The following is a 23829-nucleotide window of genomic DNA, read 5'->3' on the forward strand; positions in this document are numbered from 1 at the left end:
AATGAACGGCCCGGATCACGGGGCTGGGTCAAATGGGAAAAGCTCGGGTGGGTCAAGCTATTGCGAGGCCGCCTGCTCATACGTGATGAAGAGGCAATCGCCCGATTCATTTAGAAGATTGGTAGAGCAGAATTTACTTCGAACCCGTGTCGTCTTCTTGTTCCAACGCGTCTTGTCGAAACGAGCCAAACTTGTTCTCGACGGGATGTCCGCCTTCTATCCAGGTTTCGAACCCACTGTGCGCAGATACATTTGTATAACCTTGCGCAGATAAGGCTTTTTTGACGAGTGAGGCCCGGCTACCGGTCCGGCAATAGAGTATTATTTCGGCATTTGCGTCTCGAACATTTTTTGCGAACTCAAACTCTGCGGTGCCGCGCGGCATAGAGATGGCGCCAGGGATATGACCGACTTCGAAATCACCGTTAGATCGAACGTCCACGAGCATAAGGTCTGCGTTGCTGGATTGGCGCTCCAAAATGTAGGAATTATCTACGAATTCGATGCCGTCCTTAGCAGCAGCCGCGACCTCTTCGAGTGTCATCAATTCTTCTGCTGACGCGGTGAGCGCGATGAAACATCCTGATACAGCTATCACAAATGATCTGATCATTTTCCAAACCTCTAAATGCTCTGCTCCAGATAAACTGGCTCGCAGCTTAACTCCATATCAGAGCTGTTCCCAAGTGAAACTAAGGGCCGGGTCTTCGGAAGCAAGCCAGCGTCATGAGCCATATTGAATAGAAACTTTATACCCACTCATAGACATTGGCTTTATGGGGAGATGTTGCGGGCGCGCATCGGTTGCTGTTTTCTCCTGCCCGCTCACGACTTCCGGTGAATAGTTCATCAGTTTCCCCAATTCTCTGGTGATTCCGGCATTGGCATTTCTTACTGGCGCGGCTCCAAGGTGCGCATAGCGCGCGGTGGTTTGAGCTTGCGTATGGCCTAATAGTTTTCCGATGATCGGTAGTCCCAGATTCTGGGAAGCGGCGATCGACGCAAACGTATGCCGCAAGTCATGGATTCTTACGTCTGGGATCTTGGCGGATATTCTGATCCGACGCCATGGTTTTTGAAAATCCGTGAGATGCTGACCAGGCACAATCCCCCGAATGACAAATGGATTGTCAGCTGCTTGCGGAATCGATTTTAGGATCGCTGTTGTTTCTGGGGTCAGATAGATTGTCTTTTTACCAGTTTTTGAATCTTCTAGACGTAATTCGCCACGCTCAAAGTCGACTTCTCTCCATCGAAGATACTGGATCTCACCAAGACGGCATCCTGTAAATATGAGGAGTCTGAAAGCCGCCGCCGACATGGGCGAGAGTGTTTCTTCGAGATCCAATGCTCGAAACAAACGTACAAGTTCTTCTTTCGAGAGGAAGCGCTCTCTTTTCTCTTCTTTGAACCTTTTTACACGCATGCACGGGTTAGCTTTCTCGCCGCGTAAATCCCAAACTTCTGCTTGAGAAATCATCTTTGAGAATGTGCCTAACACGCGATTTGCTTGGTAAGGTCTATCGGAGAGGCTTTGATGGAGTTGTGCTGCATCGCTGCGGCTTATCTCCAAAACCTTCTTCTCACCCAGCAATGGAACAATATAAAGCTCGATGTTGCGCGTGTACTCGCTTTGAGTCGAAGGCTTCAAATGATACGGGATGTAGTTTGCTTTAAACCGTTCCGCGAGATCAGAAATCGTTGGAGCTTTCGCGTCCTCTGCTAAGTCGCCGATTATGTCTTCCCCGCCTGAAGCTGCTCCAATCAAAACTTGAGCCCGTCTTCTTGCTTCGTCGGCTTTTACAGAGCTCGTGCGTCCGAGCACCTTCTTTCTCTGCTTTCCTTCCACCCGGAAATGAACGATGTATGACATCGTGAGGTTGCGGTTCACCCGCAGGCCAAACCCTTTGAGGTCTGGATCCCAATAGGTCTCTCCAACGTCAGATGCGCTCAGAGAGTTTACAAATTTCTGCGTGATTTTCATCTGCCACCTCACAATTCTCGTTGGCCAGATGATACAATTTAGGGTCGCTCCATGGTAGCAGATAATCGAGAACGAGCGGGTTGAGCCGGGAAATTCCAAGAAATCGAATTTCCTTATTAATGCAATAATATCAATACGTTACGGACAAATCGAGATTTTCAATTATATATCGAGATGATATGGGAATTAGCCCGGGGGCGACTCATAACCTGAAGGTCGTAGGTTCAAATCCTACTCCCGCACCCAATAAGCCCCTGATTTCCTTGCGGATTTCGGGGGCTTTTCTTATGCGGAAAAGGTCCGTATTCAATTTGGCTTTGGCCATTTGTGCTTGGTTTGCGAGCCGGTGCGGCTCCAGAACATGACCAACAAGGATGCAGAGACCTGGAATTTTCAAGACATTGCTTCGCAATAGTTGAAAACTCCAATCCCCACGAATAAGTTTCTAATTATGGCTGTGGGGACATCCATGAATACATCTTATGGTTTTGTGGTTTGCGCGCAATTTCTCGGAATTCAGCCCGAGGATCTTGTATACATTATCAGCTCACGATTGAATGAGGATGTGCCTGTGTCAAAGGCGCAGTCGGTCCTGCGAGGGAACATTCCCGTACCCAAGGGGTGGTGGGATGCGCTGCGAAGCTTCTGGTCGGAGTGCAAGGAAATCGGCGTGCAGCTGGCCGATGATCATCAAGCAGGCTCTGACTCCGGCTGGTGCATGTGCCTTTCCGAAAAATACCCAGCCTATATGGCGCTTCCATTGCTCCTGGCCATGCTCGAGATTTCCGGCGACCAGGATGTGAGCGTGAAGGTGGATTGCGCGTCCAGAAACCGGCACTAGGCCGCTGAGCTTGCCGATGTAGGCCGCGGGGCAACTCCGGCGTCTGAGTGGAATGTCCCCATGAGCCTCACGCCGGGGTCTTTTGTCATCTGGTGCAGGCGCCGGAGGCAATGCAGTGAGCAGCGACAGATTTATGTTACCGGGTCGTTAGATCTGGCAGACGGACTCATGAAGGGGCTTCTGGTATGCGGCGTATTTTCTTTTGGGCGCACTTCGTCATGGGGCTCGCGGCAGGAGCGCTGATCCTGCTGATGTCTGTAACAGGTGTGCTGCTCACCTATGAGCGCCAGATGGTTGCCGCCGCGCAGAACGCGGCTGTTGAGGCGCCGGCCGGCGCTGAGCCGTTGAGTATTGAAGCGCTCTCACAAGCGGCCGCGGCGCTGGGTGGGGCACCCGGAAATACCTTGATAATTCAAAGGGGTGCCTCGGATGTTGTGACTCTGTCCAAGGGGCGGCGGGACTCGGTCCTGCTTGATCCGTATACAGGCGAAGTGCTCGATGGGGCGGGCGAAGAGACTGAAGCCTTCTTCGGCCGTGTCATGCGCATTCATCGCTGGCTGGCTTTCACAGGCGGGCGCAATGAATTGGGCGCCGCGGTGAATGGTGCAGCAAACCTGATTTTTGGGGCGCTCCTGATTTCCGGCGTTGTGCTCTGGTGGCCGCGCAAATGGAAGTGGCCGCTGGTGAAGATGCAGCTCTTTTTCCGGCGCGGCCTGACAAATGCGAAGGCGCGTCACTACAACTGGCACCATGTACTCGCGGCGTGGAGCTTCGTACCACTTTTCCTGATCATCGTGTCGGGCGCTGTCTTCTCCTACAGCTGGGCAAACAAGCTGGTCTATGCGGCATTCGGCGAAACGCCAGGCGGTCAACGTGCGGGGCGACAGCCTGCTGCGGCAGCGCCACCAGTGCTGACCGGGGAGGTCCAGCCTCTTGATCAACTGGTCGCACAGGCTACTGAGCCATTCAGCAATTGGCGCCGTGTTTCCATTACGCTTCCCGAGCCGAATGCGACAACGCTCGAGCTCGCGGTCGATTGGGGCAATGGCACCCAGGCGTCGAAACAGCGCAGCGTGAGTGTCGCGCGTGATGGTTCCGGTTTTATCGGGGCGCCAGTTGGTGATATTTCCAGCCCGGCGTCGAAAGCCCGCCGTTATCTACGTTTTGTGCATACCGGAGAGATCTATGGCCTCATCGGGCAGACGCTGGCAGGGCTTGCTTCCATTGCCGCGATTGTCCTCGTTTACACGGGAATCTCTTTGGCCATCCGGCGCTTGATCCGAATACGAAATTCATCGAAAGCCTGATTTTCCGGGCTCTGCGCAATCCGTCGCATGGCGGCCGTTCAGAATTCATTTTACAAAAACGTAAAATGAGCTGACGGCCAGTCGGCGTCATGGTGCGTGTCCTGCTTTGGCTGGCCGGGGAGGTGTTCGATGAGCACAGCGAACCGACCGGTCTTTGAACAATACCCGGAACGTGCCGGCATTCAGGCCGAGGCGCATGCGCGCCCGCCGCTGGCCATCGAGCCAGAGACCGCTGAAGTATGGAACTGGGTGTTGTACGATTTGCCGGAAGATCCGGCAGTCTGGCAAGCGCCGTATGATCCGGCTTGCAGACACAAAGTGCTGGAGCTTGCCGCCGGGCAATTGCGAATTGAGCGGCATACAGAATTTGTCTCTGTCACATGGCTGGGCGAAGGACCGCCTGACACTGAGAGCTTGAGCATCATCGCGCTCTGTCCGGGGCGCCAGTTGGCCGGAGCGCGGATCCTGATCCGGCCCGCCGGATGGAGTGGTATGGCAGACGTCTTCGGACCAGGTCGTATATTTGGCGGAGCTGCCCGGTTTTCCGGGGTGGAGGTTGCGACCGACTTCCAGGTCGGAGCAGACCAGATGGTCGTTTATATATTGTCTGGAGCATTCGAGGACGCTTTTGCGCGGGGGAGGCTGGTCAAGCGGCTGGTCGATCTTGAAACCTATCGGATGGCATCACTTCTTGGCCTGCCGGTGGTTCGGCAAGCGACGCCGGCGCTTCAGTCCCTGGAAGCGCGGACCGGGCGTGCCATGCGCGCCTTGAGCGCGTCCGAAGGCGAAACTCTGGGAGACACGATCCGGGAGATTTCAGCGCTTCTTGCTGAAGTTGGTGCTTTGCGGGACGACCTCCGTTACCGCATGGCCGCGTCGAAAGCCTACTATGATATTGTATCGGATCGATTGGAGAGCCTGGCCGAAGCACCGATCGGTCAGCGCCAGACCCTGAAAGGCTTCGTCGATCATCGCCTGGCGCCCGCAATCAAGACCGTTTCTGCCTTTGACCGTCGGATCGCAGATGTTTCAGTCACCTTGTCGGAAGCGATGGCGTTGGCACGGACCCGGTTGGAGCAGGCTTCGCAGGAACACAATCAGGCCTTGCTGGTCTCGATGGAAAAGCGTGCGCGCCAGCAGGTGCATCTCGGCCAGGCTGTCGAGGGGCTCTCTGTCGCGGCGATTTCCTACTATGTCGTCGGCCTGATTGGTGTGCTGATCAAATCGCTGCCGCACACGGTGGTGAGTGTTCCTGTTCTCCAGGCGGTCAGCGTGCCTGCCGTGATCGCTTTGGTCTGGTTGAACGTGCGCCGGGCGAAAACGCGGATCGACGAAGTCTGAGCGCCTCAAGACTGGATGAAGACCCGTTCCGAGACGAGGTGTTCAAACGGCGCATCCAAAGGTTTGTGGGTCAGTGCGATGAGGGCGCGGGGTGCCTGTGTTGCCCAGTCATCGAGGTTTGCAGCAAGGCGCTGGGCGAGTTCAGCCTCCAGCCCTGCGAAAGGCTCATCCAGGATCAGGATTTCAGGTTTTGCCAGCAGGGCGCGGGCGAGACCGATGCGGCGCAACTCGCCGCCGGAAAAGGGCAAATTGTCTTCACCGAAACTGGTGTTCAGGCCTTCCGGCCGGGCCGTCACAAATGCCTCGGCACAGGCGATGCGGAGCGCGTTCCAGATGTCGTCATCCGAGGCTGCCGGCGCTGCAAGGCGCATCTGATCGCCGAGTGTGCCTGGCAGGAAAGCCGGCATTTGCGGACTGATCGCGATATGGGTCAGGACGCTTGCGATACGCGCAGTCTCTGCGGGAACATCGCCATACCGCAGCATGCCGGGCGACACCGGATGAAGGCGCATGAGTGTTTCGGCGACCGTCGTCTTGCCGCTGCCCGATGGACCAATCAGCTGCAACAGCGTTCCCGGTTTCAAAGTAAAACTCAGCGGGCCGATCACTGGCGCATTGGTCGCGGCCTGAGCCATGAGACCGGTCGCTTTGAGAGGGAAGAGCGTGTCCAGCACAGGTGCGGCTTCGAGTGGAGGATCCCAACTCGCTTCACTTGTCTGAAGGCGCGCGGCCAGGCGGTTTGCCGCGACGCCGGAGCGGGCACGGGCATCGAAAATCTTCAGCATCGCGCCCGTCGACTCGAACGCCGCCATGAGGGCGAGGGCTGCGCCGGTTGCTATCGCGATACCTGACTGCGCTCCGGCGGCACGCCATAGGACGAGCAGTGCCAGCGCAAGGCCGACGGTCGCTGTGAAGGTGCCGAGATTGCGGTAGGGTGCCTCGATGGCATCTCGGGTGGCAACCTGCTGTTCCAGTGCGGTCTGCGCCGCTTCCGTCTCACGGCCGATGGCGCCAAGAATGTCGAGTTCAATGGCGTTCTCAACGAGACGGGCCGTTTGCTCCCGCGCCAGTTCTGCCTGTCGGGCATGAGCTTCGGCGGCCTGGTGGGACCGGCGGACGGCCATGGCAGGGCAAATCCAGCCCGTACACAGGAAGGCGCCAAGCGCGAGGAACCCGCTGACCCAGTCATTTGCGAAGACAAATCCAAGCGCGACTGCAATGCCGGCGATGACAGCCGCAGCCGGGCTGAAGACGCGCAGGAATCCAGCCTCTGCTGCCTCGACATCATCGATCAGTGTGCTGAGCTCACGGGCTGGCATGGAGGTGAAACCCCGCTGGGTGGCTGCGCTCGCCGCAAAGAGCTGGGGGCGCAAGCGAGCCGACAGGCTCAATGTCGCGTCGTGGCCGACAAGTTGTTCGCCATAGCGCGTCAGGACATGCAAGAATGCCGCTGCCCGTACGCCAGCGCTCGGATAGAGGTGGTTGAAGATATATCCCGCGCCGGCAGAGCCTGCGATCGCAGCAGCGGTCAGGAACCAGCCTGACAGGCCAAGCAAGGCGATGCTCGATGCACCGGCAAGGGCAGAGAGGAGCAGGGTCAGGCCAAAACGGATTTTCGCGGGCCGGCCGAGAAGGCGCCAGAGGTTCAGCATCCGGCTTCCTCCGGCATTTGTTGCGGCTGCAGTCGTATAACCGCATCGGAAGCGGCGATAAGGGCGTCGGAGTGAGTCGCCACCAAAAGCGTCCGGCCTTTTGCCAGGTCTTCGAGCTTGGAAAGAAATTTCCTTTCTGCATCCGGATCCAGATGGGCTGTCGGCTCATCCAACAGGATGATCGGCGCTTTTCTCAAAAGAGACCGGGCAAGGGCAATCCGCTGGCGCTGGCCGCCGGACAGCCCCGCGCCAAATCGGGCGAGCGTCTGCTCCAGTCCGCCACGGCTGTCGTAAGCGAAGTCCAGAATGCCCGCCTGCGCCGCCGCTTCCTCGATCTCAACAGGGTTGGCGTCCGGCCGGGCGATGGCAATGTTTTCCCGGATCGAGCCTTCCATCAGCCAGGGCGTCTGACCGATATAGGCGATGGAATCTGCGAGACTGTCTCCGGGTGCGAGTGAATGCGGGCCGACACGGATCTGTCCGCTGGCCAATCGGACACGGCCGATCAAGGCGAGCAGGGCCGTGGATTTTCCAGATCCGGATGGACCGGCGAGTGTGGTCACCATGCCTGGTTGCGCTTCGAATGAGAGATCAGAGATAGCCAGGCGGTCATCACCCCAGCCAAGAGCGACCTCATCGAACACGATGACTGGGGCCTTGGGGAGCGGCGCCAGTTTATTCACCGGGTGGTGTTCGCGGTGTGCCAGCCATTCCGAGAGCATCTCTGCAGCCGCGGTCGCATCTGCGCGATCATGGTGCAGGCTGGAGAGTTTGCGGATAGGGCTGAAGAATTCCGGCGCGAGGATCAGCGCTGTCAGTCCCTCCGCAAGCGTCAGAGTTTCGCCCGTGCCGAAGGGGAAAACGCCCAACAGCTTGAATCCGATATAGACGGCGACCAGCGCAATGGAGACGGATGCAAAGAATTCCAGCACGGCAGTGGACAGGAACGCCACGCGCAGGATGGACATCGTCCGGTCGCGCAGCTGGAGGGAGGCTTCTTCGAGCTTGGCAGACTCACGTCGGATGCCACGGAAAGCCCGTATCAGGCCGGATTGAGCGGCCCGGGACTGGAATGCCCCGGAAAGCTGGTCCAGCGCGGCCTGTTGCGCCTTGGCCCGGGCCGCCGTTTCGCTGGCGGTCAGCCAGATGAAGATGGGCAACACCATGACGGATACCAGCAGAAGAACGGCGGACAGCCATGTCTGCGTCGCTACAGCGATCAGAATGATTACCGGCCCGGCAACGGCGAGGCGCATTCCGGGAAGCCAGCGCGAGGCGTAACCTTCGAGTTTTGCGGTGCGATCAATGATCTGCGCCGTGCGTGTGCCAGCGTCAGCACCGCCGAGCCAGCCGGCCCCGGCGTCCGACAGGGTTTTGAAGATGTCTGCGCGGGCGGAAGTGACCATAGTCTGGCCGGCGCGGGCGAGCAGCAGGTCGCCCAGCCAACCTGAAACACCGCGGAACAGGACGCCTGCGGCTGCGATCGGCAGGCCGGGCCCAGCCGGCTGACCTGCAGTGATGGCAGCGACGCTGTGTCCGATGCCCCAGGCGATTGCGATCCAGCCGGCCATCGCCAACAGCTGACAGGAAAGCCCAAGCCTGACCGCCGGCTGCGATCTGCCTACCCATGATTGCAGGGCAATCCGCGTCCGCTTTTTCCCAGATATTTCAGTGGTTTCCGGCATATTGGGTCATTAGGACTTATAAGTGTTATATTGCATGCGACTTTTTGCGCTATCGTTTGTTAAATAAGGCAGGCATATTTGTGCCGTCATGTAGACCAGAGACCGCCGATTTGCGGTCGGGAGACGACCATGCCTGAATTATTAGTTGCTGACCTGTCGCGCTGGCAATTTGCGCTGACAGCCATGTACCATTTCCTTTTCGTGCCGCTGACGCTTGGGCTTTCCATGCTGCTGGTGGTCATGGAAGGCGCTTATGTGATGACCGGCAAGGAGGTGTGGCGACGCACCACCAAATTCTGGGGCACGCTGTTCGGCATCAACTTCGTGCTCGGCGTTGCGACCGGTATCACGATGGAATTCCAGTTCGGGATGAACTGGTCCTATTATTCGCATTATGTTGGCGACATCTTCGGCGCTCCGCTGGCGATTGAGGGCCTGATGGCCTTCTTCCTGGAAGCGACGCTGGTCGGCCTGATGTTCTTCGGCTGGGACAAGCTGTCCCGCCCGGCGCACTGGCTGGTCACCTTCCTTGTCGCGCTTGGCTCCAACCTGTCGGCGCTATGGATCCTGATCGCCAATGGCTGGATGCAGAACCCGGTCGGGTCTGAATTCAATCCGGACACGATGCGGATGGAAGTCACCAACTTCATGGAAGTTCTGTTCAATCCGGTCGCGCAGGCGAAGTTCGTGCACACGGTCAGCGCGGGCTATGTGACGGCCTCCGTGTTCGTGCTCGGCATTTCTTCCTGGTATGTTCTGAAGAACCGGCACCTCGGCCTCGCCAAGCGCTCGATGGCCGTTGCGGCCAGCTTCGGTCTTCTGTCGGCCCTGTCGGTTGTCGTCCTTGGCGACGAGAGCGGTTATGCCCTGACAGATAACCAGAAGATGAAGCTCGCCGCGTTGGAAGCCATGTGGGAAACGGAACCGGCTCCGGCCGGGCTGACACTGATCGGTATTCCCAACCAGGCAGAGCACAAAACCGAATATGCCATTCACATCCCTTATGTGCTGGGCCTGATCGCGACGCGCTCGCTGGATGGCGAAGTGGAAGGTATCCTGCCGCTCGTCGCAGTGGCGGAAGACCGGATCGAAAACGGGATCCGCGCCTACACAGCAGTGGAATCGCTGAACGACAACCCGAACGACGTCAAGGCGCGCGAGATCTTCGAACAGACCAAGACGGATCTTGGTTACGCCATGCTCCTGAAACGGTATGTCGATGACCCGGCAACCGCCGACCGTGCGACGATCGAGAAGGCCGCAATGGACACGGTTCCGAACGTGGCCTTGTCATTCTTCTCGTTCCGCCTCATGGCTGGGATCGGATTCCTGTTCATCGCGGTGTTCGCCGTGGCTTTCTATTTCGTCAGCCTGAAGCGAAAAGTTCCGCGCTGGTTCCTGTATCTGGCATTGTACTCCATCCCGTTGCCGTGGATTGCGGCGGAGCTTGGCTGGGTTCTCGCTGAAACCGGACGCCAGCCCTGGGTGATTGACGGTGTGCTGCCCACCTTCATGGGCGTCTCCAGCCTGTCGGCAACGCAGGTGATCATGACAATGGTCGGCTTCACGCTCCTCTACGGCACGCTGGCCGTGATCGAGATCACCCTGATGATCCGCGCCGTGAAGCTCGGCCCCGGTGCACGCATCCTGCCTCAGGGTGTAGGCGGCGGAGGTCCCGACACCCACAGTGACGCCGTGCCGGCCCGTCCGCGCACCATCCAGTTTGACAAATAGGAGGACAGGACAATGGAGCTTCCTCTCGACTATGCAACGCTGAAAGTCCTCTGGTGGGGCCTCGTCGGTGTGCTGCTAATCGGCTACGCCCTGACAGACGGCTATGACCTCGGCGTCGCCTCGCTGTTGCCCTTCGTGGCAAAGAACGACAAGGAACGCCGTCTCGTCATCAACTCCATCGGGCCGATGTGGGAAGGCCACCAGGTGTGGCTGATCACGGGTGGCGGCGCATTGTTTGCCGCATGGCCTTACGTCTACGCGATCAGTTTCTCAGGCTTCTATCTCGCCATGTTCGTGGTGCTGGCCGCGCTGATCCTGAGGCCCGTAGGATTCAAGTACCGGTCCAAGCGGGAGAGCGCGACATGGCGCACATCCTGGGACTGGGCGCTATTTGTCGGCGGCTTTGTGCCTGCCCTGATCTTTGGTGTCGCGCTCGGCAATGTGCTGCAGGGTGTTCCGTTCGATATCGACCGCACGCTGCGGGCAACTTACACCGGCGGTCTGCTTGGCCTGTTGAACCCGTTCGCCCTGCTGTGTGGCCTGGCGTCCGTCGCCATGCTGGTGGTCCATGGCGCATCGTGGCTGGTCGTGAAGATTGAGCACGGTCACGTCATGAACCGGGCGGCCAAGTTCGGACAGATCGCGGCGCTTCTGGTCATCGTGTTCTATGCCGCTGCTGGCATCTGGCTCGCTGTGACCGGCATGGGCTATCGTATCGTGACGGACATGGATCCGAACGGTGTCGCCAATCCGCTGCGCAAGGACGTGGTGGTGGAAGCAGGTGCATGGCTGACCAATTACGGAAAGTATCCGTGGATGATCCTTGCGCCAGCGCTTGGCTTCATCGGTTCGGCCCTGGCCTTTGTTGGCCTCCGGAACAAGACGTCGCTGTCCCTGATCGGTTCAGGATTGGCGGCGACCGGCATCGTGGCGTCGGTTGGCACCTCGATGTTCCCATTCATCCTGCCAAGCTCGATCAACCCCAACGCCAGCCTGACTGTGTGGGACAGCTCTTCCAGCCATCTCACCCTGTTCATCATGCTGATCGTGACGGTGATCTTCGTTCCGATCGTTCTGGCCTATACGGCCTGGGTGTTCAAAGTCCTCTTTGGTCGTCTGACCACGGAGGAGGCTAACGCCCCCGGCACTTACTAGTTCGCGCTTATCAAGCGGAAGGAAAACGATATGTGGTATTTCAGCTGGATTCTTGGCCTCGGCCTTGCGCTGACCTTCGGCATCCTCAACGCGATGTGGAATGAAGTGTCCATGGGCGAAGCCGGTGAAAACGATCTGGAGATCGACTGATCATGAAGATAGCCTGGGCGGCCTTTGGCTGGATCTTTTTCGGCCTGATCATGGGCATTGGCCTGATGCGATTTGTCTCGACGCAAGAGGACCTCAGCGAACTGGCGGCCGAAACGGCGCGGCCGGAACGCACGGCCGATGGCCGCCTGGCGCTTTACTTTACAGCGGACGACCGTTCCCATGTCAGCGCCGAGATGCTGGGCTTCCTTCAGGGGCTGGAGGCCATCGAAACGGCCATTGCCGAAGAAGACCGGCAAACCATCCGCGATGTGACGGACGGCCTCCGCCGCGGCAATGGTCAAGGGCAGGCCGTGCAGGCGAAAGCCCCGGACGGCTTCCGGGCTATCGGCCAATCCATGCGTCAGGATTTCAGTGATATTTCAGGCATGGCCATGACGGCGGAGATGGGTGAGATCCAGCTGGCCGTCAGTGGCATCATGGGAAAATGCGCCGCCTGCCATGGCAGCTACAAGGTCGTCGAAGTGAAGGATGAAGCGGCGGATTAGCAGCCTGTCGCGAGAGCTTCCCGGTTGGATTCCAGCCGTTCAAGCAATACCGGGCCGTTGGCGACGATGTCGGCCAAAGTCACCTTGTCGAGTTCGGCAAAGAAGGCGCGCAGGCCTGCGCGGAACAATGTGCTGAACTTGCAAACACCGATCAGCGGGCAGGTATTGGTTGTCGGGTTGAAGCATTCGACGATTTCGAGATCGCCTTCCGTATGACGCACGACTTCCCCGATGATAATGCGTTCCGGCGGACGTCCAAGGCGCACGCCACCAGCGCGGCCGCGGACATTTTCCAGATAACCGAGCTGGCCCAGTTGACGCGCTGCCTTGAGAAGGTGTGCCTTGGAGATGCCATGCGCATCGGCAACATCCTGAATACGCACCAGCTGGTTCGGGTGCAATGCGCAATACATCAGCGTCCGGAGCGCATAGTTTGTATAGGCTGTTAGTCGCACGTGTCCTGTTTCCTCCCGGTTGGTCCGCCACCCAGCCTGTTTATGACACATAAAAGTGTGAAAGTTATTGACACTATTCTGGGGGCACAGAGAGCATTGTCAATCCGTAACTCTACGTGGATCAGTATCTTCTGGCTATTCTGAATGCCGGTTCTTGCAAATATTAGTTATAAAAAACAGAACAATAATCCGGTTCTAAGTGTCGTCCGCGCCACGCGTTTTTCCATAAATTCTACCTATGGCAGGCATCGGCAGAATGAGTTTGAAAAGTGTTACATAATATAACACATAAGTTCTAGGAAGCGGCCCGGTAAACAGCCTGGCCGAAGCCGGAAAAAGATCGCCAACTTCACGAAAGGAATACTGCCATGTCATTGCGTATCGGAGATATCGCCCCGGACTTTACCGTTGCCTCCCAGAAAGGAGAGATCTCTTTCCATGACTGGGCAGGCGACAGCTGGGTCTTTTTCTTTTCCCATCCAGCTGACTTCACGCCGGTCTGCACCACGGAAATGGGGCGCACCGCTCAGCTGGCGGATAAATTCGCCGCCCGCAATGTGAAGCCCCTCGGCTTGTCGACCGATACGGTGGAAGAGCACATCAAATGGATCGAGGACGTCAACGATACCCAGAACACCAATCTGGAATTCCCGATTGTGGCCGACAAGGATCTCAAGATCGCACAGGCCTACGACATGATCCATCCCGATCAGAGTGACACCCAGGCCGTACGGTCGGTCTTCATTATCGACCCTGAAAAGAAGATCCGCCTGACGATGACCTACCCCATGGCTGTTGGCCGGAACTTTGACGAGATCCTGCGCGTGATCGACGCCCTCCAGACCAGCGACGCGAACAAGATCGCGACGCCGGCAGACTGGGTCCCGGGCAAGAAGGTGATCATTCCGCCGTCTATCGGCGATGAGGAAGCCAAGTCCCTGTTCCCGCAGGGCTGGGAAACCCTTCGTCCCTATCTGCGCCTCACGGACGTGAAGGCCTGATGAGACCGCTGCCCTTCTGACCTCCTCCCTTTAGGGCGGCCAGGATCGCGCAGGTGCCCGTCACCTGCGCGATTTCCTTTTCAGGCGTCGCCGAACAGGTCGCCGGTCGCCTCGTCGCGGACATTCGCGATATCTTCGCCGATATAGAAGCAAGGGTGTTTCAGGCGGGACAGGCCAATGCCCCGTTCGAAATGGACCCAGCCGCCATTTGGCATGCGCAGACTGAGAATCGGGGCATCGCAAACCGGGCAGGCCGAGTGGAAAGATGCGCCCTTCGCATCGCCGCCCTTGTCCTCCACGGGCACCCAACTGGGCGCAACCTGGACACAGTCCCCCGATGCCAGACGCCGGACATGTGCGCGCCGCCGAACCCATTTGATGGACATATCAGCCTCCTCATTCCGGGATGACGAAAGCATGCCGGCGATTCGGTTAAGGTCGGTTAAGTCTTGCCGGCGGGACCAGGTATGATCCCGTAATTCCCAATAAATACGCCTGTTCACGCCATTCGGTCGTCGCCACTCAACTGGCAAGAAAGTTGCGAATGGTCCTGGCAAAAGGCCTCCGGAGCAGGGTTCCGGAACGTATTGGCACAGGAAGGCGCAAGCAGGACGATGGGCACGCAGGGCGACATTCTCATAGTTGTTCATGGACCGGGGCGCGGCCGCGATGTGCCAACAGGCGGCGTGTTCATGGATCGCGTCCGGCAAACCGATCCTGACCTTGCGGCGCGCATTCGCTGTCATGAAACTGGCTCACACCCGCCAGATCTATCGGGCGTTGGCCTCGTCATGTTCTGGCTCGGCGATCCTTTGAAAGAGAAATATCCCGATTGCTTTGCCGAGGCGGTCGACATCGCCAATGCTGCGCGCGCCGCCAATATCCGTGTCCTCAACGGTCCCGAAGCGCTGAGCAATACGGCGAAGACACGCCAGTCCGCGATCTGGAACCAGGAACGCGTGCCGTCGGCGCGCGCCCGCATCGTCAACAGGCCCTCCAGCCTGGCGCAGGTTTGCAAGGAACTGGGCGGCAACTGTATTCTTCGATCCGATGTCGAACATGCCCAACGGGATGTCCGGATTGTCCGAACTGAGGCGGATGTGGAACGCGCGGCGCGTGAATGCGTGTTCCCCGTCGCGGTCATCCAGCTGTTCGATATCCGGTCGGAATACCGTGCCGCCAAGGCAAACCCCTCCAGCCTGTTTTCTCGTTACCACCACAAGGCCCGCGCCTTCGTGTTCGGTGATGCGGTCATGCCGAGTCACCTGTTCTTCGCTTCCGGTACTGTGGTCGGCCTGTCGAATTGCCTGCTGAAGCGGGAGGCTCGCCCGCGCCGGCGCCTGGGGCATCGCTTGGGCTACAATCGCAAGCTGCTCGAGGATCTGATCCGGGAAGACAAGGCCTATTTTGACACCGATCCGCTCCATGCCAGAACGCTTGTTCAGGCCGTGCAGGCGCTCGGGCTGGACTTTGCGGCAGTCGACTACAGCATCCGTCCGGATGGCAGTGTCATCCTGTGGGAGGCAAACCCCTATTTCTATCTTCCGCGCGGTGAGCAGAGCGTGCTGAGTGCAGAGCGCAATGCAGTGGAGCGTGTGAACACCTCGCTTGACTGGATGGCAGGGAATCTCCGGGCTGCAGCAGCTGGTGCACATGGCGCGGCTGATCTGATGCAGGCATCCTGACTGTCACATAAGTTTGACGGCTCAGACAAGAAACCGTTGACGAACAGACATATGGAAGGCCCGAAGGTACGGGGCGTTCCGATATGTCTGGCGATCCTCAGTTCGTTTATTCTCTTGAGATCAAGGTGTTGGACCTTGAGGCGAAAGTGGCGTCGCTCGAAAAGTCTCTGGATCGCCTCGCCCGCGAAGTCAGCGCAACAGACCCGGCGAATCTACCCGCCGATGTGCTGGAGCTGATCGATCAGGGCGAAAATCCGGTTCGCGCCGTGCGCCAGTATCGGTTGCTGACCCAGAAGGAACTGGGCGAGCGCAGCGGGATACGCGCCAATCATATCTCCGCTATTGAGCGTGGCATGCCGTATGGGCTGAAAACGGCCAAACGTTTGTCGGACGCTCTGGACGTGCCGGTCGGCCTGCTCACCTGACCTGTTTCCCTTAGGAAATCCCCGCACGGCAGGCCTTGCCAAGGCCTTCCGGCCTGTCCCATTGAAGATGAAAAACGAGGAGATGCCCATGCCGGGAACAAGCGTGCTGTCCGATATCCGAATTGCCGACATGACCACGGTGATCTTCGGGCCGTATTGCACCCAGACCTTGGCCGATATGGGCGCAGATGTGGTGAAGGTTGAGCCAGCCAGCGGCGACGATTTTCGCAATGTGGGCAAGTCTGCCAATAACCGACATATGGGTCCCTGCCACATGACGATCAATCGCGGCAAGCGATCGGTCGTCTGGGACATGAAATCCGACGAAGGCCAGGAAGCGATCCGCCGGCTGATCGAGCGCAGCGATGTGTTCATCCACAATATCCGCCCGGATGCCGTGGCGCGGCTGGGGCTGACTTTCGAGGAAGTGAAGGCGATCAAGCCGGACATTGTCTATGTCCATTGCCTCGGCTTCGGATCGGAAGGTCCCTATGCAGGCCGGCCGGCCTATGACGACCTGATCCAGGGCCTCTCCGCTGCGACCAGTCTGTTGCCGAAAGTGGATGGCAATCCGCGCCCACGATTCATCCCGACGGCTTTTGCCGACAAGGTCTCTGGCCTCCATGCGGTCTATGCGACGTTGGCAGCGCTCCGCCAGCGCGATCGGACCGGTGAGGCCGTCCATGTGGAGGTGCCGATGTTCGAATGCATCACGCATTTCCTGCTCGAGGAGCATTTCTACGAGGCGGCGTTCGATCCGGCAGTGGGTCCGTTCTGCTACCAGCGTCAGGTCGATCCGTGCCGCCAGCCGCTCCAGACGGCGAACGGCTATATCGTGATCGCGCCTTATGTGGATCAGCGGTGGGTGAAGCTGTTTGAGGTGATGGGTGCGCCGGAGGAGCTGGAGGACCAGCGCATCGCTGACCGGCGCGGCCGTTTCTTCAACATGGATTACATGATGGAGCGCGTGCAGCACTATTTCGTCAATCACACGACAGAGCACTGGCTGAAACTGCTGGCCGAAGCCGACATTCCGGCAGCACGGGCGAATGATTTTCCGGACCTTCAGGACGATCCGCATCTGAAGGCTGTGAACTTCTTCCAGCGCCGCGAACACCCGACGGAAGGTGGTTATTGGGAAACGCAGCCGCCGGTCCAGTTCGTCGGCCAGCCGCAGAGGGAGATCACGCCGGCTCCGGCCATCGGAGAGCATACCGAGGATGTGCTTTCTGAGCTGGGCCTGAAGAAGGACTGACGTTTCTCCCGTTGAGAACGATTCACAGTTTTCCTTTCAGTTGAAATTGACACCGCGCTTTGCGGGCATCAGGACTGTAGCCACAAATCCCGGCGGGAAATGTGGAACCGCGTTCATGAGTGAACTAACGACCTTTGGCTCTCTGGCGCTCAGAGAACCGACAATGGATGATCTGAAGCGCCATTTCGCGATTTTCAGCGACCCGGAGGTCTCTGCCTATGCGCCGTCTGGCCCGCTGGTCGACAAGAGTGACAGCCGGCGCATGCTCCAGACCATCAAAGACCATTGGTGGAAATATGGGTTCGGTCACTGGGCGGTCTCAACAGTGGAGAACCGGGACCATGTGATCGGCTTCGGCGGGCTGGCTTACCGGCAAATCAACGGTAGGGAGCGGTTCAATCTCCGTTTCCGCCTGGCCCGTGAGGCCTGGGGCAAGGGATATGGGCAGGAACTTGGCCGGGCAAGTTTCCACGAGGCGTTCGATTTGCTGGACGCGGGTGCGGTTCACGCCATTGTCCGCCCGGATAACCAGAAGATCATTGAGGCGCTGGAACAGCTGAACATGCGTCAGACCGAGACGGTGAAGGATTGGCCGGACGCGCCGCCGAGCCTTGTCTTTTGCATCACTGCGGACGAGGCTCGGGCCACCGGCGTCTAGGCGGCCCCGATCCCCCTCGCTAACGCGTCCCAGGCGTCGCGGGCGTATTGCTTCGTCACCCGCGCTTTCGGCACCCACATGAAGCCGTGCGGCGCGCCGGGATAGACATGCAGCTCCACCGGCACCCCGGCCGCCATCAGGCGGCGGGCATATTCGAGGTCTTCTTCCGTGAAGAGGTCCAGCGCGCCGGTCGAGATGAAGGTCGGCGGCAGGCCGGACAGGTCATCCGCCCGCGCTGCGGCGGCATAGGGCGAGACGTCATGTCCGCCCGGCGCCTGACCCAGCAGGGCGGCCCAGCCGAAATGGTTCTTCTCCCGGTCCCAGACATATTCCCCAAACATATGCGAGAGGTCGGCGCGGATCGTGGTGCGATCGTCCAGCATCGGGAAGATCAGGTACTGGAAGCAGAAGCTGTACTCCTTCCGGTCACGGACGAGCAGTGCGAGCGCCGCAGCGAGCCCGCCGCCTGCACTTTCCCCAGCTACGGCGATCTTCGATGTGTCGACACCCAGCTGATCGGCATTCCTGTGGAGCCAGGCCAGCGCCGCATAGGCATCTTCGACATTGCCGGGATAGGCCGTCTCGGGCGCGAGGCGATAGGCCGGTGCGACGACGACCGCATCCATGCCCTTTGCCCAGGCGCAGTGCTGCGGCGCATTGCTTTCCGGGCTGCCCAGCACGTAGCCGCCACCATGCAGGTGCAGGATGGCAGGCCGGTCTTTGCGGTCGGACGGCGTGCGGTAGATCTTCATCCGCACATCCGGCGCGCCATCGCGGCCGGGCGCCAGTTCCTGCACGATGGAAACTTCCGGCGGCAGCGGGGGCATCTGCTCCATCGCCATCTTCTCGCGCGCTTCGCGGATGGCGGGCATGGCCTCCCGCGACAGCGTCAAGGGCGGCATGGACAGGAAGAAATCCTTCAGGTCCGGTTCCAGCAGATGCTCGGATGACATTACGCGCCTCCGTCAACCCGGATGATGGAGCCGGTCGTGAAGCTGGAATGATCGGAGGCGAGATAGAGCGCAGCGGTGACAATCTCTTCCGGCCGGCCTGGGCGGCCGAGGGCGTTATCTGAAGTCTCGCGCGCCTCTTCCGTCCAGGCCTTGGAGATGTCTGTCAGGAAGGGCCCTGCTGCGATGCAGTTCACGCGGACTTCGGGGCCATATTCCCGGGCGAAGCTGGTGGTCATGGCATTCAGCGCGGCTTTGGCGCCGGCATAGGAAACGACGCGAGGCATCGGCACCAGCGAGGCGATGGAGGAGATGTTGATGATGGAGCCGCCGCCTGCCTTCTTCATGCGGTCACCGATGATGGCGGCGAGGCGGTAAGGGCCTTTGAAATTGAGGTTCACGACGCTGTCGAACAGGTTTTCCGGCACTTCGTGGCTGGGCACCATCGGGCCCATGCCGGCATTGTTGACGAGGATGTCGACGCGGCCGAATTCGGCATAGGCGGCCTCGATCAGCTGGTCGATGTCGTCCCACTTGCCGCAATGGGCGCCGATGGCGAGGGCCTTGCGGCCCATGACGCGGACTTCTTTGGCGACCTCTTCACAAGCCTCGACCTTGCGGCTGGCGATGATCACATCGGCGCCGCGTTCGGCAAAAGCCTTGACCATCTGATAGCCGAGGCCGCGGCTGCCGCCGGTGACGAGGGCGACTTTGCCTTCAAGACTGAAAAGCGGATCTGCCATGTGTTCCTCCTGATACATTTCGCGCCAGTCTAGCCGGGACGGGCGCATGCACCAGTCGTGACCCATGGTCAGGCCACAAGGGAAAGCCCTAGAGGAAGGCTTTCAGATCGGCGACGAACTCATCGAGCTTGTCATGGTGCAGCCAGTGGCCGGCATCCTTGTAGAGCTTCACCTGCGCATTGCGGAAATGCTTCAGCCGTCCGTCTTCCTGCGGGTTCGAGGCCCAGCTTTTCTCGCCATAAAGCAGCAGGGTCGGGCAGCTAATATTGGCCCACAGCTGTTCCAGCTCGTCCTGCGGCATGTCGTGCGGCGTCATCACGCGGAAGTAATTGTCGAACTTCCAAGAATAGGTGCCGTCCTCATTCTGGCTGATGCCGTGAATGGTCAGGTGGCGTGCCTGCTCGGCGGACAGGTAGGAGTTCTCCTCGATCATGCGCTTGTAGGCGTCTTCCAGCGTGGCGTACTTGCGCGGTGTGCGGCCGGCAGCGGCGCGCTTGTTTTCGATCCAGTCCCGCATGCGCTTGTCCGGCGGAACGGTTGAGCGCTCAGACAACATCCGCGGCGACGGGCCGAGCCCCTCGATGGCGACCAGCTTCTTCACCATGTCCGGATAGATCCCGGCATAGCGCAGCGAGATGTTGCCGCCATAGGAGTGGGCGACGATGTGGACCGGGCCGACATTCAGTTGGTGGATCAGCTGGGCGAGGTCATAGACATTGGCGCGGGGGCTGTACTCCCCGTCCGACGACCAGGCGCTGTCGCCATGGCCGCGCAGGTCTGGCGCAATGATGTGCCAGTCGTCGCGCAGTTCCTGGGCCACCCAGTCCCAGTTACGGCAATGGTCGCGCCCGCCATGCAGCAGGATCAGCGTCGGGGCGCCTTCATTGCCCCAGTCGACATAATGAAGCCGCAGGCGCTGCGACATGAACGAATGTGAAGTCGGTCCTGTAATCATGGCGCGAATGTCGGGCGCTGCGGCGGACTTGTCCAGACATGCCGTTGCGCCCAGCAGGTGCGGCGCTCGTGAAGGCGGTTGGTGGAAGGTCAGATTTTCGGGTGCAGATTGCGCACCGGGTTTCCGGCAGAAGGAGAGTCAGAGGGCGGGCTGGCGCGATGCGGCAGGCGCAATGGCAGCGTCATGAGGGACGGGCGCCCAGATGGCCGCTGGTCATCGGGCGTAATGCAATCAGGAAGGATTACTCCAGACCAATATCCGTCTACGCCATGATCAGGTGTGACTAATCTTGGCTATACCGGACGATAGACGACCAGACTCAGGCGTCGCCCCATAGGCGGAGCAGGTTCGAGATCGCTTTCGCCAGGGTCAGCATTTCGGGCGATTGCGCATCATGCTGCTGCACGAGCGTGGCGCGCAGGTTTTCGAGGTCGAAAAGGATTTCGCGCGCGGCGGCATCGCGCACGGCGCTTTCGATCCAGCCGACGCAGACGATGCGTTCGCCGGAGGTGACGGGCCGTACCTCGTGCAGCGTGGTGGAGGGATAGAGGACAAGGTCCCCCGCCTCCGGCTTCACGACATGTTCGCCGGACGGCGTGTCAACGGCGAGCTCGCCGCCTTCATAGGTGGACGGGTCACTGAGGAAGAGCGTGAAGGAGAGGTCGGTGCGCAGGCGCCGGTCGCCCGTGCCCATGAAGGCATTGTCGACATGGCGGCCATAGCCGCCGCCATTGCTGGCGCGGCTGATCATCAGCGTGGAGAAACGGCGCGGCTGGGCGGCGGCGCGCAGCACGGGGTGGCGCTCGATCGCTTCGGTCAGGATTTTCTTCGCGGCCGTGCCGGTGGCGCCGGCCAGCTCGGCCTGCTCGTTGCGCTTCACCTGACGGGCGACGGCGCCGGCGGTGGTGGCACCGTCCCGCCAGTTGAGGCCGGAGGCGAGGCTGGTGACCTGTCGGACCTGGTCTGGGGTGAGGACGCTGCTGAGCGTGATCATCATGGGATTTGCGGAGCCTTTGTTAGTGCGTCAGCGAGGTGTCAGCATGATCTGGTCGATTGCCACGGTGACCATCGAGGCTCTCCCGCCTAGCCCAGATCCGCTGCTGCTGAAACCCGGGGACTTTCCCTGGAAGGTAGCTTGACGCTGGCTGTCGATACGATAATGCAATAGTATAACAATACAGCAAGTGGATCCTCCCTCCCTCATGAAACAGCTCCTCCTTCTCGCTGCCTCTTCGGCGGTCCTCGCCGGTTTTGCCCATGCCGATGCCCCGGAAGACACAGACCTGCGCCAGCAATCCGTCATCGTCACGGCGCCGGGGCCCGACAGGCTGGAGGGCGAGCTGATCGGCAATGCGACCTCAATTGGCCGGGAAGGCATTATCGAGACGCTGGGCCCGACGCTGGGCGATACGCTGGATCGCCAGCCGGGTGTCTCGACCACTTTCTTCGGACAGGGTGCGAGCCGGCCAGTGCTGCGCGGGCTTGGGGCTGAACGTGTGCAGGTGCTGACCAATGGGATCGGCGTGATCGACGTCTCTGCCGCCTCGCCCGACCACCAGGCTGCGGCCGACGGCATCGATGCGGAGAAAATCGAGATCCTGCGCGGCCCGGCGGCGCTGGCCTATGGCGGGCAGGCCATAGGCGGCGTGGTCAATGTGATCGACGGCCTGCTACCGGACGTCCTGCCGGAACGCAAGGAGTCCGCCGACATGTTCGGCGCCTATAATGACGTCAACGAAGGCACGGAAGTGGCCGGGCGCGGCCAGATGGTGCAGGGACCGTTCGTCTTTACCCTGACGGGCTCTGCCCGCGACTTCGGAAATTATGACATTCCGGGGATGGCCGAGTCGGCGCAGCTGCATGCGATGGAAGAGGCCGAGGAAGGCCCGGCGCATGAGGAAGAGGAGCACGCCTCCGGCACGATGGAAAACTCCTTCGCCCAGACGACGTCATTGGCGGGCGGTGTATCGTGGGTCGGCGAGAAGGCTTTCCTGGGCGTGGCCGTGCGCCAGCAGCAGGCGCAGTACGGCCTGCCGGGCTCGGCCCATGAGCATGGCGATGAGGACGGTGACGCAGGCGACGGCGTCGCCGCGGAGGAAAATCCCTTCATCGACATGGAACAGACCCGCTACGATTTCCGCGGCGGCATCAAGTTCGATACCGGCATCCTGAAGGAACTCACCACGACGGTCTCGCAGGCCGACTACGAGCACACCGAGTTCGAAGCGCCAGGCGAGCCGGGCACGATCTATGAAACCGACGGCACTGAAGCGCGCGTCGAAGCCAGTCACGAGATCGGCCTGCTGAAAGGCGCCGTCGGTGTGCAATATACCGACAAGACACTGGACGCGTTTGGCGATGAAGCCTTCATCACGAAGACGGATTCGAACAGCCTCGGCGTGTTCCTGTACGAGACGATCGATTGGGAAAACGGCTTCGGCCTTGAAGGCGGCGCGCGGGTCGAGAATGCCGAGCGTGGCAATGCGGCGGGTGATACCGATTTCGACCTGTTCAGCGCCTCCATCGGTGCGCACCAGCACTGGGACAATGGCTGGTTTGTCGGCCTGCAGGTCTCCCACACAGAACGCGCCCCGAACGAGAGCGAGCTTTATGCCGACGGCGCCCACCTCGCGACCGCACAGTATGAAGTCGGCAGCGTCAATCTGGACAAGGAGAAGGGCCTGAATATCGAGGCGACGGCGCGCTGGGAAAGTGCGAATGCGAGCTTCGGTGTGAACCTGTTCCGTACGTCGTTCGACGGATTCATCTATCTGGCGCCCGGCCTCTATGAAGGGCTCGAAGAAGTCGACGGCCTGCCAGTCTACCTGTTCAGTCAGGAAGACGCGACCTTCACCGGCGCCGAGATTTATGGACAGGCCTATATCCCGCAGGGCCTGCTGAAGGCGGACTGGACGCTGGACGGCGGCATCGATGTTGTCTCGGGCGAACTGAACAAGGGCGGCAACGTCCCGCTGATGCCGCCGCTGACGATCAATACCGGTGCGAAGGCGGACTGGGGCCTCTGGTCAGCCGGGGCGCATGTGACGTGGGCGGATGATCAGACAGATGTCGCGACGGGCGAGCTGCCGACCGATGGCTACACGCAGCTGGACCTGCGGGCGGATTTGAACCTCGCCGCGCTCGGCTTTGGTCATGACGGCACGACGCTGTTCGTCGATGCGCGCAATGTGACGGATGAAGAGATCCGCTACGCGACCAGCGTTCTGAAGGACCGCGTGCCTGCGCCAGGCCGCAACATTCGCGTCGGCATTCGCGCGGCATTCTAGGCTTCCTCCCGGAAGACCCGCCTGGCCCTCACCTCCAGCCGCTGATCCCCCGCAGCGGTG

Annotated in this window: 23 protein-coding genes; 13 read left to right on the forward strand and 10 right to left on the reverse strand. The window is 59.9% G+C overall.

The annotated features are described in order from the left end of the window. Positions 1 to 133: 133 nt before the first annotated feature. Positions 134 to 613: a rhodanese-like domain-containing protein gene (locus HY26_RS08870; RefSeq protein WP_112073426.1), complete on the reverse strand. Its 480-nt coding sequence runs from the start codon at positions 611 to 613 to the stop codon at positions 134 to 136. A gap of 111 nt (positions 614 to 724) precedes the next feature. Next, positions 725 to 1984 (reverse strand): site-specific integrase, encoded by a 1260-nt coding sequence (locus HY26_RS08875; protein WP_112073427.1) that lies wholly within the window; start codon positions 1982 to 1984, stop codon positions 725 to 727. Positions 1985 to 2555: 571 nt separating this feature from the next. Here HY26_RS08875 and HY26_RS08880 point away from each other — a divergent pair. The 3 genes from HY26_RS08880 (at position 2556) to HY26_RS08890 (ending at position 5473) form a co-directional block, all read left to right on the forward strand. Then, positions 2556 to 2825, forward strand: coding sequence for a hypothetical protein (locus HY26_RS08880; protein ID WP_146740201.1), 270 nt, complete (start codon positions 2556 to 2558; stop codon positions 2823 to 2825). 185 nt (positions 2826 to 3010) lie between these two features. Next, positions 3011 to 4132: a PepSY domain-containing protein gene (locus tag HY26_RS08885; protein ID WP_112073428.1), complete on the forward strand. Its 1122-nt coding sequence runs from the start codon at positions 3011 to 3013 to the stop codon at positions 4130 to 4132. 129 nt (positions 4133 to 4261) lie between these two features. Then, positions 4262 to 5473 (forward strand): DUF3422 domain-containing protein, encoded by a 1212-nt coding sequence (locus HY26_RS08890; protein WP_112073429.1) that lies wholly within the window; start codon positions 4262 to 4264, stop codon positions 5471 to 5473. Between the two features lie 5 nt (positions 5474 to 5478). Here the strand turns inward: HY26_RS08890 and HY26_RS08895 are convergent, their stop codons facing one another. Next, positions 5479 to 7125: an amino acid ABC transporter ATP-binding/permease protein gene (locus tag HY26_RS08895; RefSeq protein WP_112073430.1), complete on the reverse strand. Its 1647-nt coding sequence runs from the start codon at positions 7123 to 7125 to the stop codon at positions 5479 to 5481. Then, complete coding sequence (gene cydD / locus HY26_RS08900; protein ID WP_112073431.1) at positions 7119 to 8810, reverse strand: thiol reductant ABC exporter subunit CydD; 1692 nt, start codon at positions 8808 to 8810, stop codon at positions 7119 to 7121. The genes HY26_RS08895 and cydD overlap by 7 nt, the downstream gene beginning before the upstream one ends. 129 nt (positions 8811 to 8939) lie before the next feature. Here cydD and HY26_RS08905 point away from each other — a divergent pair, with 129 nt between their 5' ends. The 4 genes from HY26_RS08905 to HY26_RS08920 are packed head-to-tail and all read left to right on the forward strand — an operon-like array spanning position 8940 to position 12355. Continuing rightward, positions 8940 to 10544, forward strand: coding sequence for a cytochrome ubiquinol oxidase subunit I (locus HY26_RS08905; RefSeq protein WP_112073432.1), 1605 nt, complete (start codon positions 8940 to 8942; stop codon positions 10542 to 10544). A gap of 12 nt (positions 10545 to 10556) precedes the next feature. Continuing rightward, the gene (cydB, locus tag HY26_RS08910; protein ID WP_112073433.1) at positions 10557 to 11699 is read left to right on the forward strand and encodes a cytochrome d ubiquinol oxidase subunit II; all 1143 of its coding nucleotides are present in this window, start codon (positions 10557 to 10559) and stop codon (positions 11697 to 11699) included. Positions 11700 to 11729: 30 nt separating this feature from the next. Further along, complete coding sequence (gene cydX / locus HY26_RS08915) at positions 11730 to 11849, forward strand: cytochrome bd-I oxidase subunit CydX (RefSeq protein WP_034765495.1); 120 nt, start codon at positions 11730 to 11732, stop codon at positions 11847 to 11849. 2 nt (positions 11850 to 11851) lie between these two features. Then, positions 11852 to 12355 (forward strand): hypothetical protein, encoded by a 504-nt coding sequence (locus HY26_RS08920; protein ID WP_112073434.1) that lies wholly within the window; start codon positions 11852 to 11854, stop codon positions 12353 to 12355. Here HY26_RS08920 and HY26_RS08925 read toward each other — a convergent pair. Continuing rightward, positions 12352 to 12810 (reverse strand): Rrf2 family transcriptional regulator, encoded by a 459-nt coding sequence (locus HY26_RS08925; RefSeq protein ID WP_112073435.1) that lies wholly within the window; start codon positions 12808 to 12810, stop codon positions 12352 to 12354. The genes HY26_RS08920 and HY26_RS08925 overlap by 4 nt on opposite strands. A gap of 368 nt (positions 12811 to 13178) precedes the next feature. Here HY26_RS08925 and HY26_RS08930 point away from each other — a divergent pair, with 368 nt between their 5' ends. Beyond that, positions 13179 to 13811, forward strand: coding sequence for a peroxiredoxin (locus tag HY26_RS08930; protein WP_112073436.1), 633 nt, complete (start codon positions 13179 to 13181; stop codon positions 13809 to 13811). Between the two features lie 80 nt (positions 13812 to 13891). Here the strand turns inward: HY26_RS08930 and HY26_RS08935 are convergent, their stop codons facing one another. Beyond that, positions 13892 to 14197, reverse strand: coding sequence for a hypothetical protein (locus HY26_RS08935; protein ID WP_034765510.1), 306 nt, complete (start codon positions 14195 to 14197; stop codon positions 13892 to 13894). Positions 14198 to 14398: 201 nt separating this feature from the next. Here HY26_RS08935 and HY26_RS08940 point away from each other — a divergent pair, with 201 nt between their 5' ends. The 4 genes from HY26_RS08940 to HY26_RS08955 all read left to right on the forward strand — a co-directional run bounded on the left by HY26_RS08940 (position 14399) and on the right by HY26_RS08955 (position 17834). Next, complete coding sequence (locus tag HY26_RS08940) at positions 14399 to 15496, forward strand: hypothetical protein (RefSeq protein WP_158531461.1); 1098 nt, start codon at positions 14399 to 14401, stop codon at positions 15494 to 15496. Between the two features lie 266 nt (positions 15497 to 15762). Further along, entirely contained in the window at positions 15763 to 15921 is a 159-nt protein-coding gene (locus HY26_RS19415; RefSeq protein WP_369802183.1) for a helix-turn-helix domain-containing protein, read from the forward strand. Positions 15922 to 16009: 88 nt separating this feature from the next. Next, on the forward strand, positions 16010 to 17176 hold the full coding sequence (locus tag HY26_RS08950) for a CaiB/BaiF CoA-transferase family protein (RefSeq protein ID WP_034765605.1): 1167 nt from the start codon (positions 16010 to 16012) through the stop codon (positions 17174 to 17176). 115 nt (positions 17177 to 17291) lie between these two features. Next, positions 17292 to 17834 (forward strand): GNAT family N-acetyltransferase, encoded by a 543-nt coding sequence (locus HY26_RS08955; protein WP_112073439.1) that lies wholly within the window; start codon positions 17292 to 17294, stop codon positions 17832 to 17834. Here HY26_RS08955 and HY26_RS08960 read toward each other — a convergent pair. From HY26_RS08960 to HY26_RS08975, 4 genes are all read right to left on the reverse strand, one after another. Continuing rightward, the gene (locus tag HY26_RS08960; protein WP_112073440.1) at positions 17831 to 18787 is read right to left on the reverse strand and encodes an alpha/beta hydrolase; all 957 of its coding nucleotides are present in this window, start codon (positions 18785 to 18787) and stop codon (positions 17831 to 17833) included. The two genes, HY26_RS08955 and HY26_RS08960, sit on opposite strands and share 4 nt — an antisense overlap. Further along, a complete protein-coding gene (locus tag HY26_RS08965) occupies positions 18787 to 19527 on the reverse strand; it encodes an SDR family NAD(P)-dependent oxidoreductase (protein ID WP_112073441.1) in 741 nt (246 codons plus the stop codon). Before HY26_RS08965 ends, HY26_RS08960 begins: the two co-directional genes overlap by 1 nt. Positions 19528 to 19615: 88 nt before the next feature. Continuing rightward, positions 19616 to 20452 (reverse strand): alpha/beta fold hydrolase, encoded by an 837-nt coding sequence (locus HY26_RS08970; protein ID WP_233351585.1) that lies wholly within the window; start codon positions 20450 to 20452, stop codon positions 19616 to 19618. Between the two features lie 349 nt (positions 20453 to 20801). Continuing rightward, complete coding sequence (locus HY26_RS08975) at positions 20802 to 21479, reverse strand: Fe2+-dependent dioxygenase (RefSeq protein WP_034765529.1); 678 nt, start codon at positions 21477 to 21479, stop codon at positions 20802 to 20804. Between the two features lie 205 nt (positions 21480 to 21684). Here HY26_RS08975 and HY26_RS08980 point away from each other — a divergent pair, with 205 nt between their 5' ends. Then, positions 21685 to 23769, forward strand: coding sequence for a TonB-dependent receptor (locus HY26_RS08980; RefSeq protein ID WP_112073443.1), 2085 nt, complete (start codon positions 21685 to 21687; stop codon positions 23767 to 23769). Positions 23770 to 23829 lie beyond the last annotated feature (60 nt).

The organism is Hyphomonas sp. GM-8P, assembly GCF_003263315.1.
Taxonomy (GTDB): domain Bacteria; phylum Pseudomonadota; class Alphaproteobacteria; order Caulobacterales; family Hyphomonadaceae; genus Hyphomonas.

What these genes read in the sequence shown, in the direction of transcription:
- HY26_RS08955 (WP_112073439.1), top strand. Translation starts at nt 17,292, where the DNA reads ATGAGTGAACTAACGACCTTTGGCTCTCTGGCGCTCAGAGAACCGACA.
- HY26_RS08935 (WP_034765510.1), bottom strand. Translation starts at nt 14,197, where the DNA reads ATGTCCATCAAATGGGTTCGGCGGCGCGCACATGTCCGGCGTCTGGCA.
- HY26_RS08970 (WP_233351585.1), bottom strand. Translation starts at nt 20,452, where the DNA reads ATGTCGCAGCGCCTGCGGCTTCATTATGTCGACTGGGGCAATGAAGGC.
- HY26_RS08905 (WP_112073432.1), top strand. Translation starts at nt 8,940, where the DNA reads ATGCCTGAATTATTAGTTGCTGACCTGTCGCGCTGGCAATTTGCGCTG.
- cydD (WP_112073431.1), bottom strand. Translation starts at nt 8,810, where the DNA reads ATGCCGGAAACCACTGAAATATCTGGGAAAAAGCGGACGCGGATTGCC.
- HY26_RS08895 (WP_112073430.1), bottom strand. Translation starts at nt 7,125, where the DNA reads ATGCTGAACCTCTGGCGCCTTCTCGGCCGGCCCGCGAAAATCCGTTTT.
- cydB (WP_112073433.1), top strand. Translation starts at nt 10,557, where the DNA reads ATGGAGCTTCCTCTCGACTATGCAACGCTGAAAGTCCTCTGGTGGGGC.
- HY26_RS08890 (WP_112073429.1), top strand. Translation starts at nt 4,262, where the DNA reads ATGAGCACAGCGAACCGACCGGTCTTTGAACAATACCCGGAACGTGCC.
- HY26_RS08980 (WP_112073443.1), top strand. Translation starts at nt 21,685, where the DNA reads ATGAAACAGCTCCTCCTTCTCGCTGCCTCTTCGGCGGTCCTCGCCGGT.
- cydX (WP_034765495.1), top strand. Translation starts at nt 11,730, where the DNA reads ATGTGGTATTTCAGCTGGATTCTTGGCCTCGGCCTTGCGCTGACCTTC.
- HY26_RS08960 (WP_112073440.1), bottom strand. Translation starts at nt 18,787, where the DNA reads ATGTCATCCGAGCATCTGCTGGAACCGGACCTGAAGGATTTCTTCCTG.
- HY26_RS08885 (WP_112073428.1), top strand. Translation starts at nt 3,011, where the DNA reads ATGCGGCGTATTTTCTTTTGGGCGCACTTCGTCATGGGGCTCGCGGCA.
- HY26_RS08930 (WP_112073436.1), top strand. Translation starts at nt 13,179, where the DNA reads ATGTCATTGCGTATCGGAGATATCGCCCCGGACTTTACCGTTGCCTCC.
- HY26_RS08975 (WP_034765529.1), bottom strand. Translation starts at nt 21,479, where the DNA reads ATGATGATCACGCTCAGCAGCGTCCTCACCCCAGACCAGGTCCGACAG.
- HY26_RS08965 (WP_112073441.1), bottom strand. Translation starts at nt 19,527, where the DNA reads ATGGCAGATCCGCTTTTCAGTCTTGAAGGCAAAGTCGCCCTCGTCACC.
- HY26_RS08870 (WP_112073426.1), bottom strand. Translation starts at nt 613, where the DNA reads ATGATCAGATCATTTGTGATAGCTGTATCAGGATGTTTCATCGCGCTC.
- HY26_RS08950 (WP_034765605.1), top strand. Translation starts at nt 16,010, where the DNA reads ATGCCGGGAACAAGCGTGCTGTCCGATATCCGAATTGCCGACATGACC.
- HY26_RS08920 (WP_112073434.1), top strand. Translation starts at nt 11,852, where the DNA reads ATGAAGATAGCCTGGGCGGCCTTTGGCTGGATCTTTTTCGGCCTGATC.
- HY26_RS08875 (WP_112073427.1), bottom strand. Translation starts at nt 1,984, where the DNA reads ATGAAAATCACGCAGAAATTTGTAAACTCTCTGAGCGCATCTGACGTT.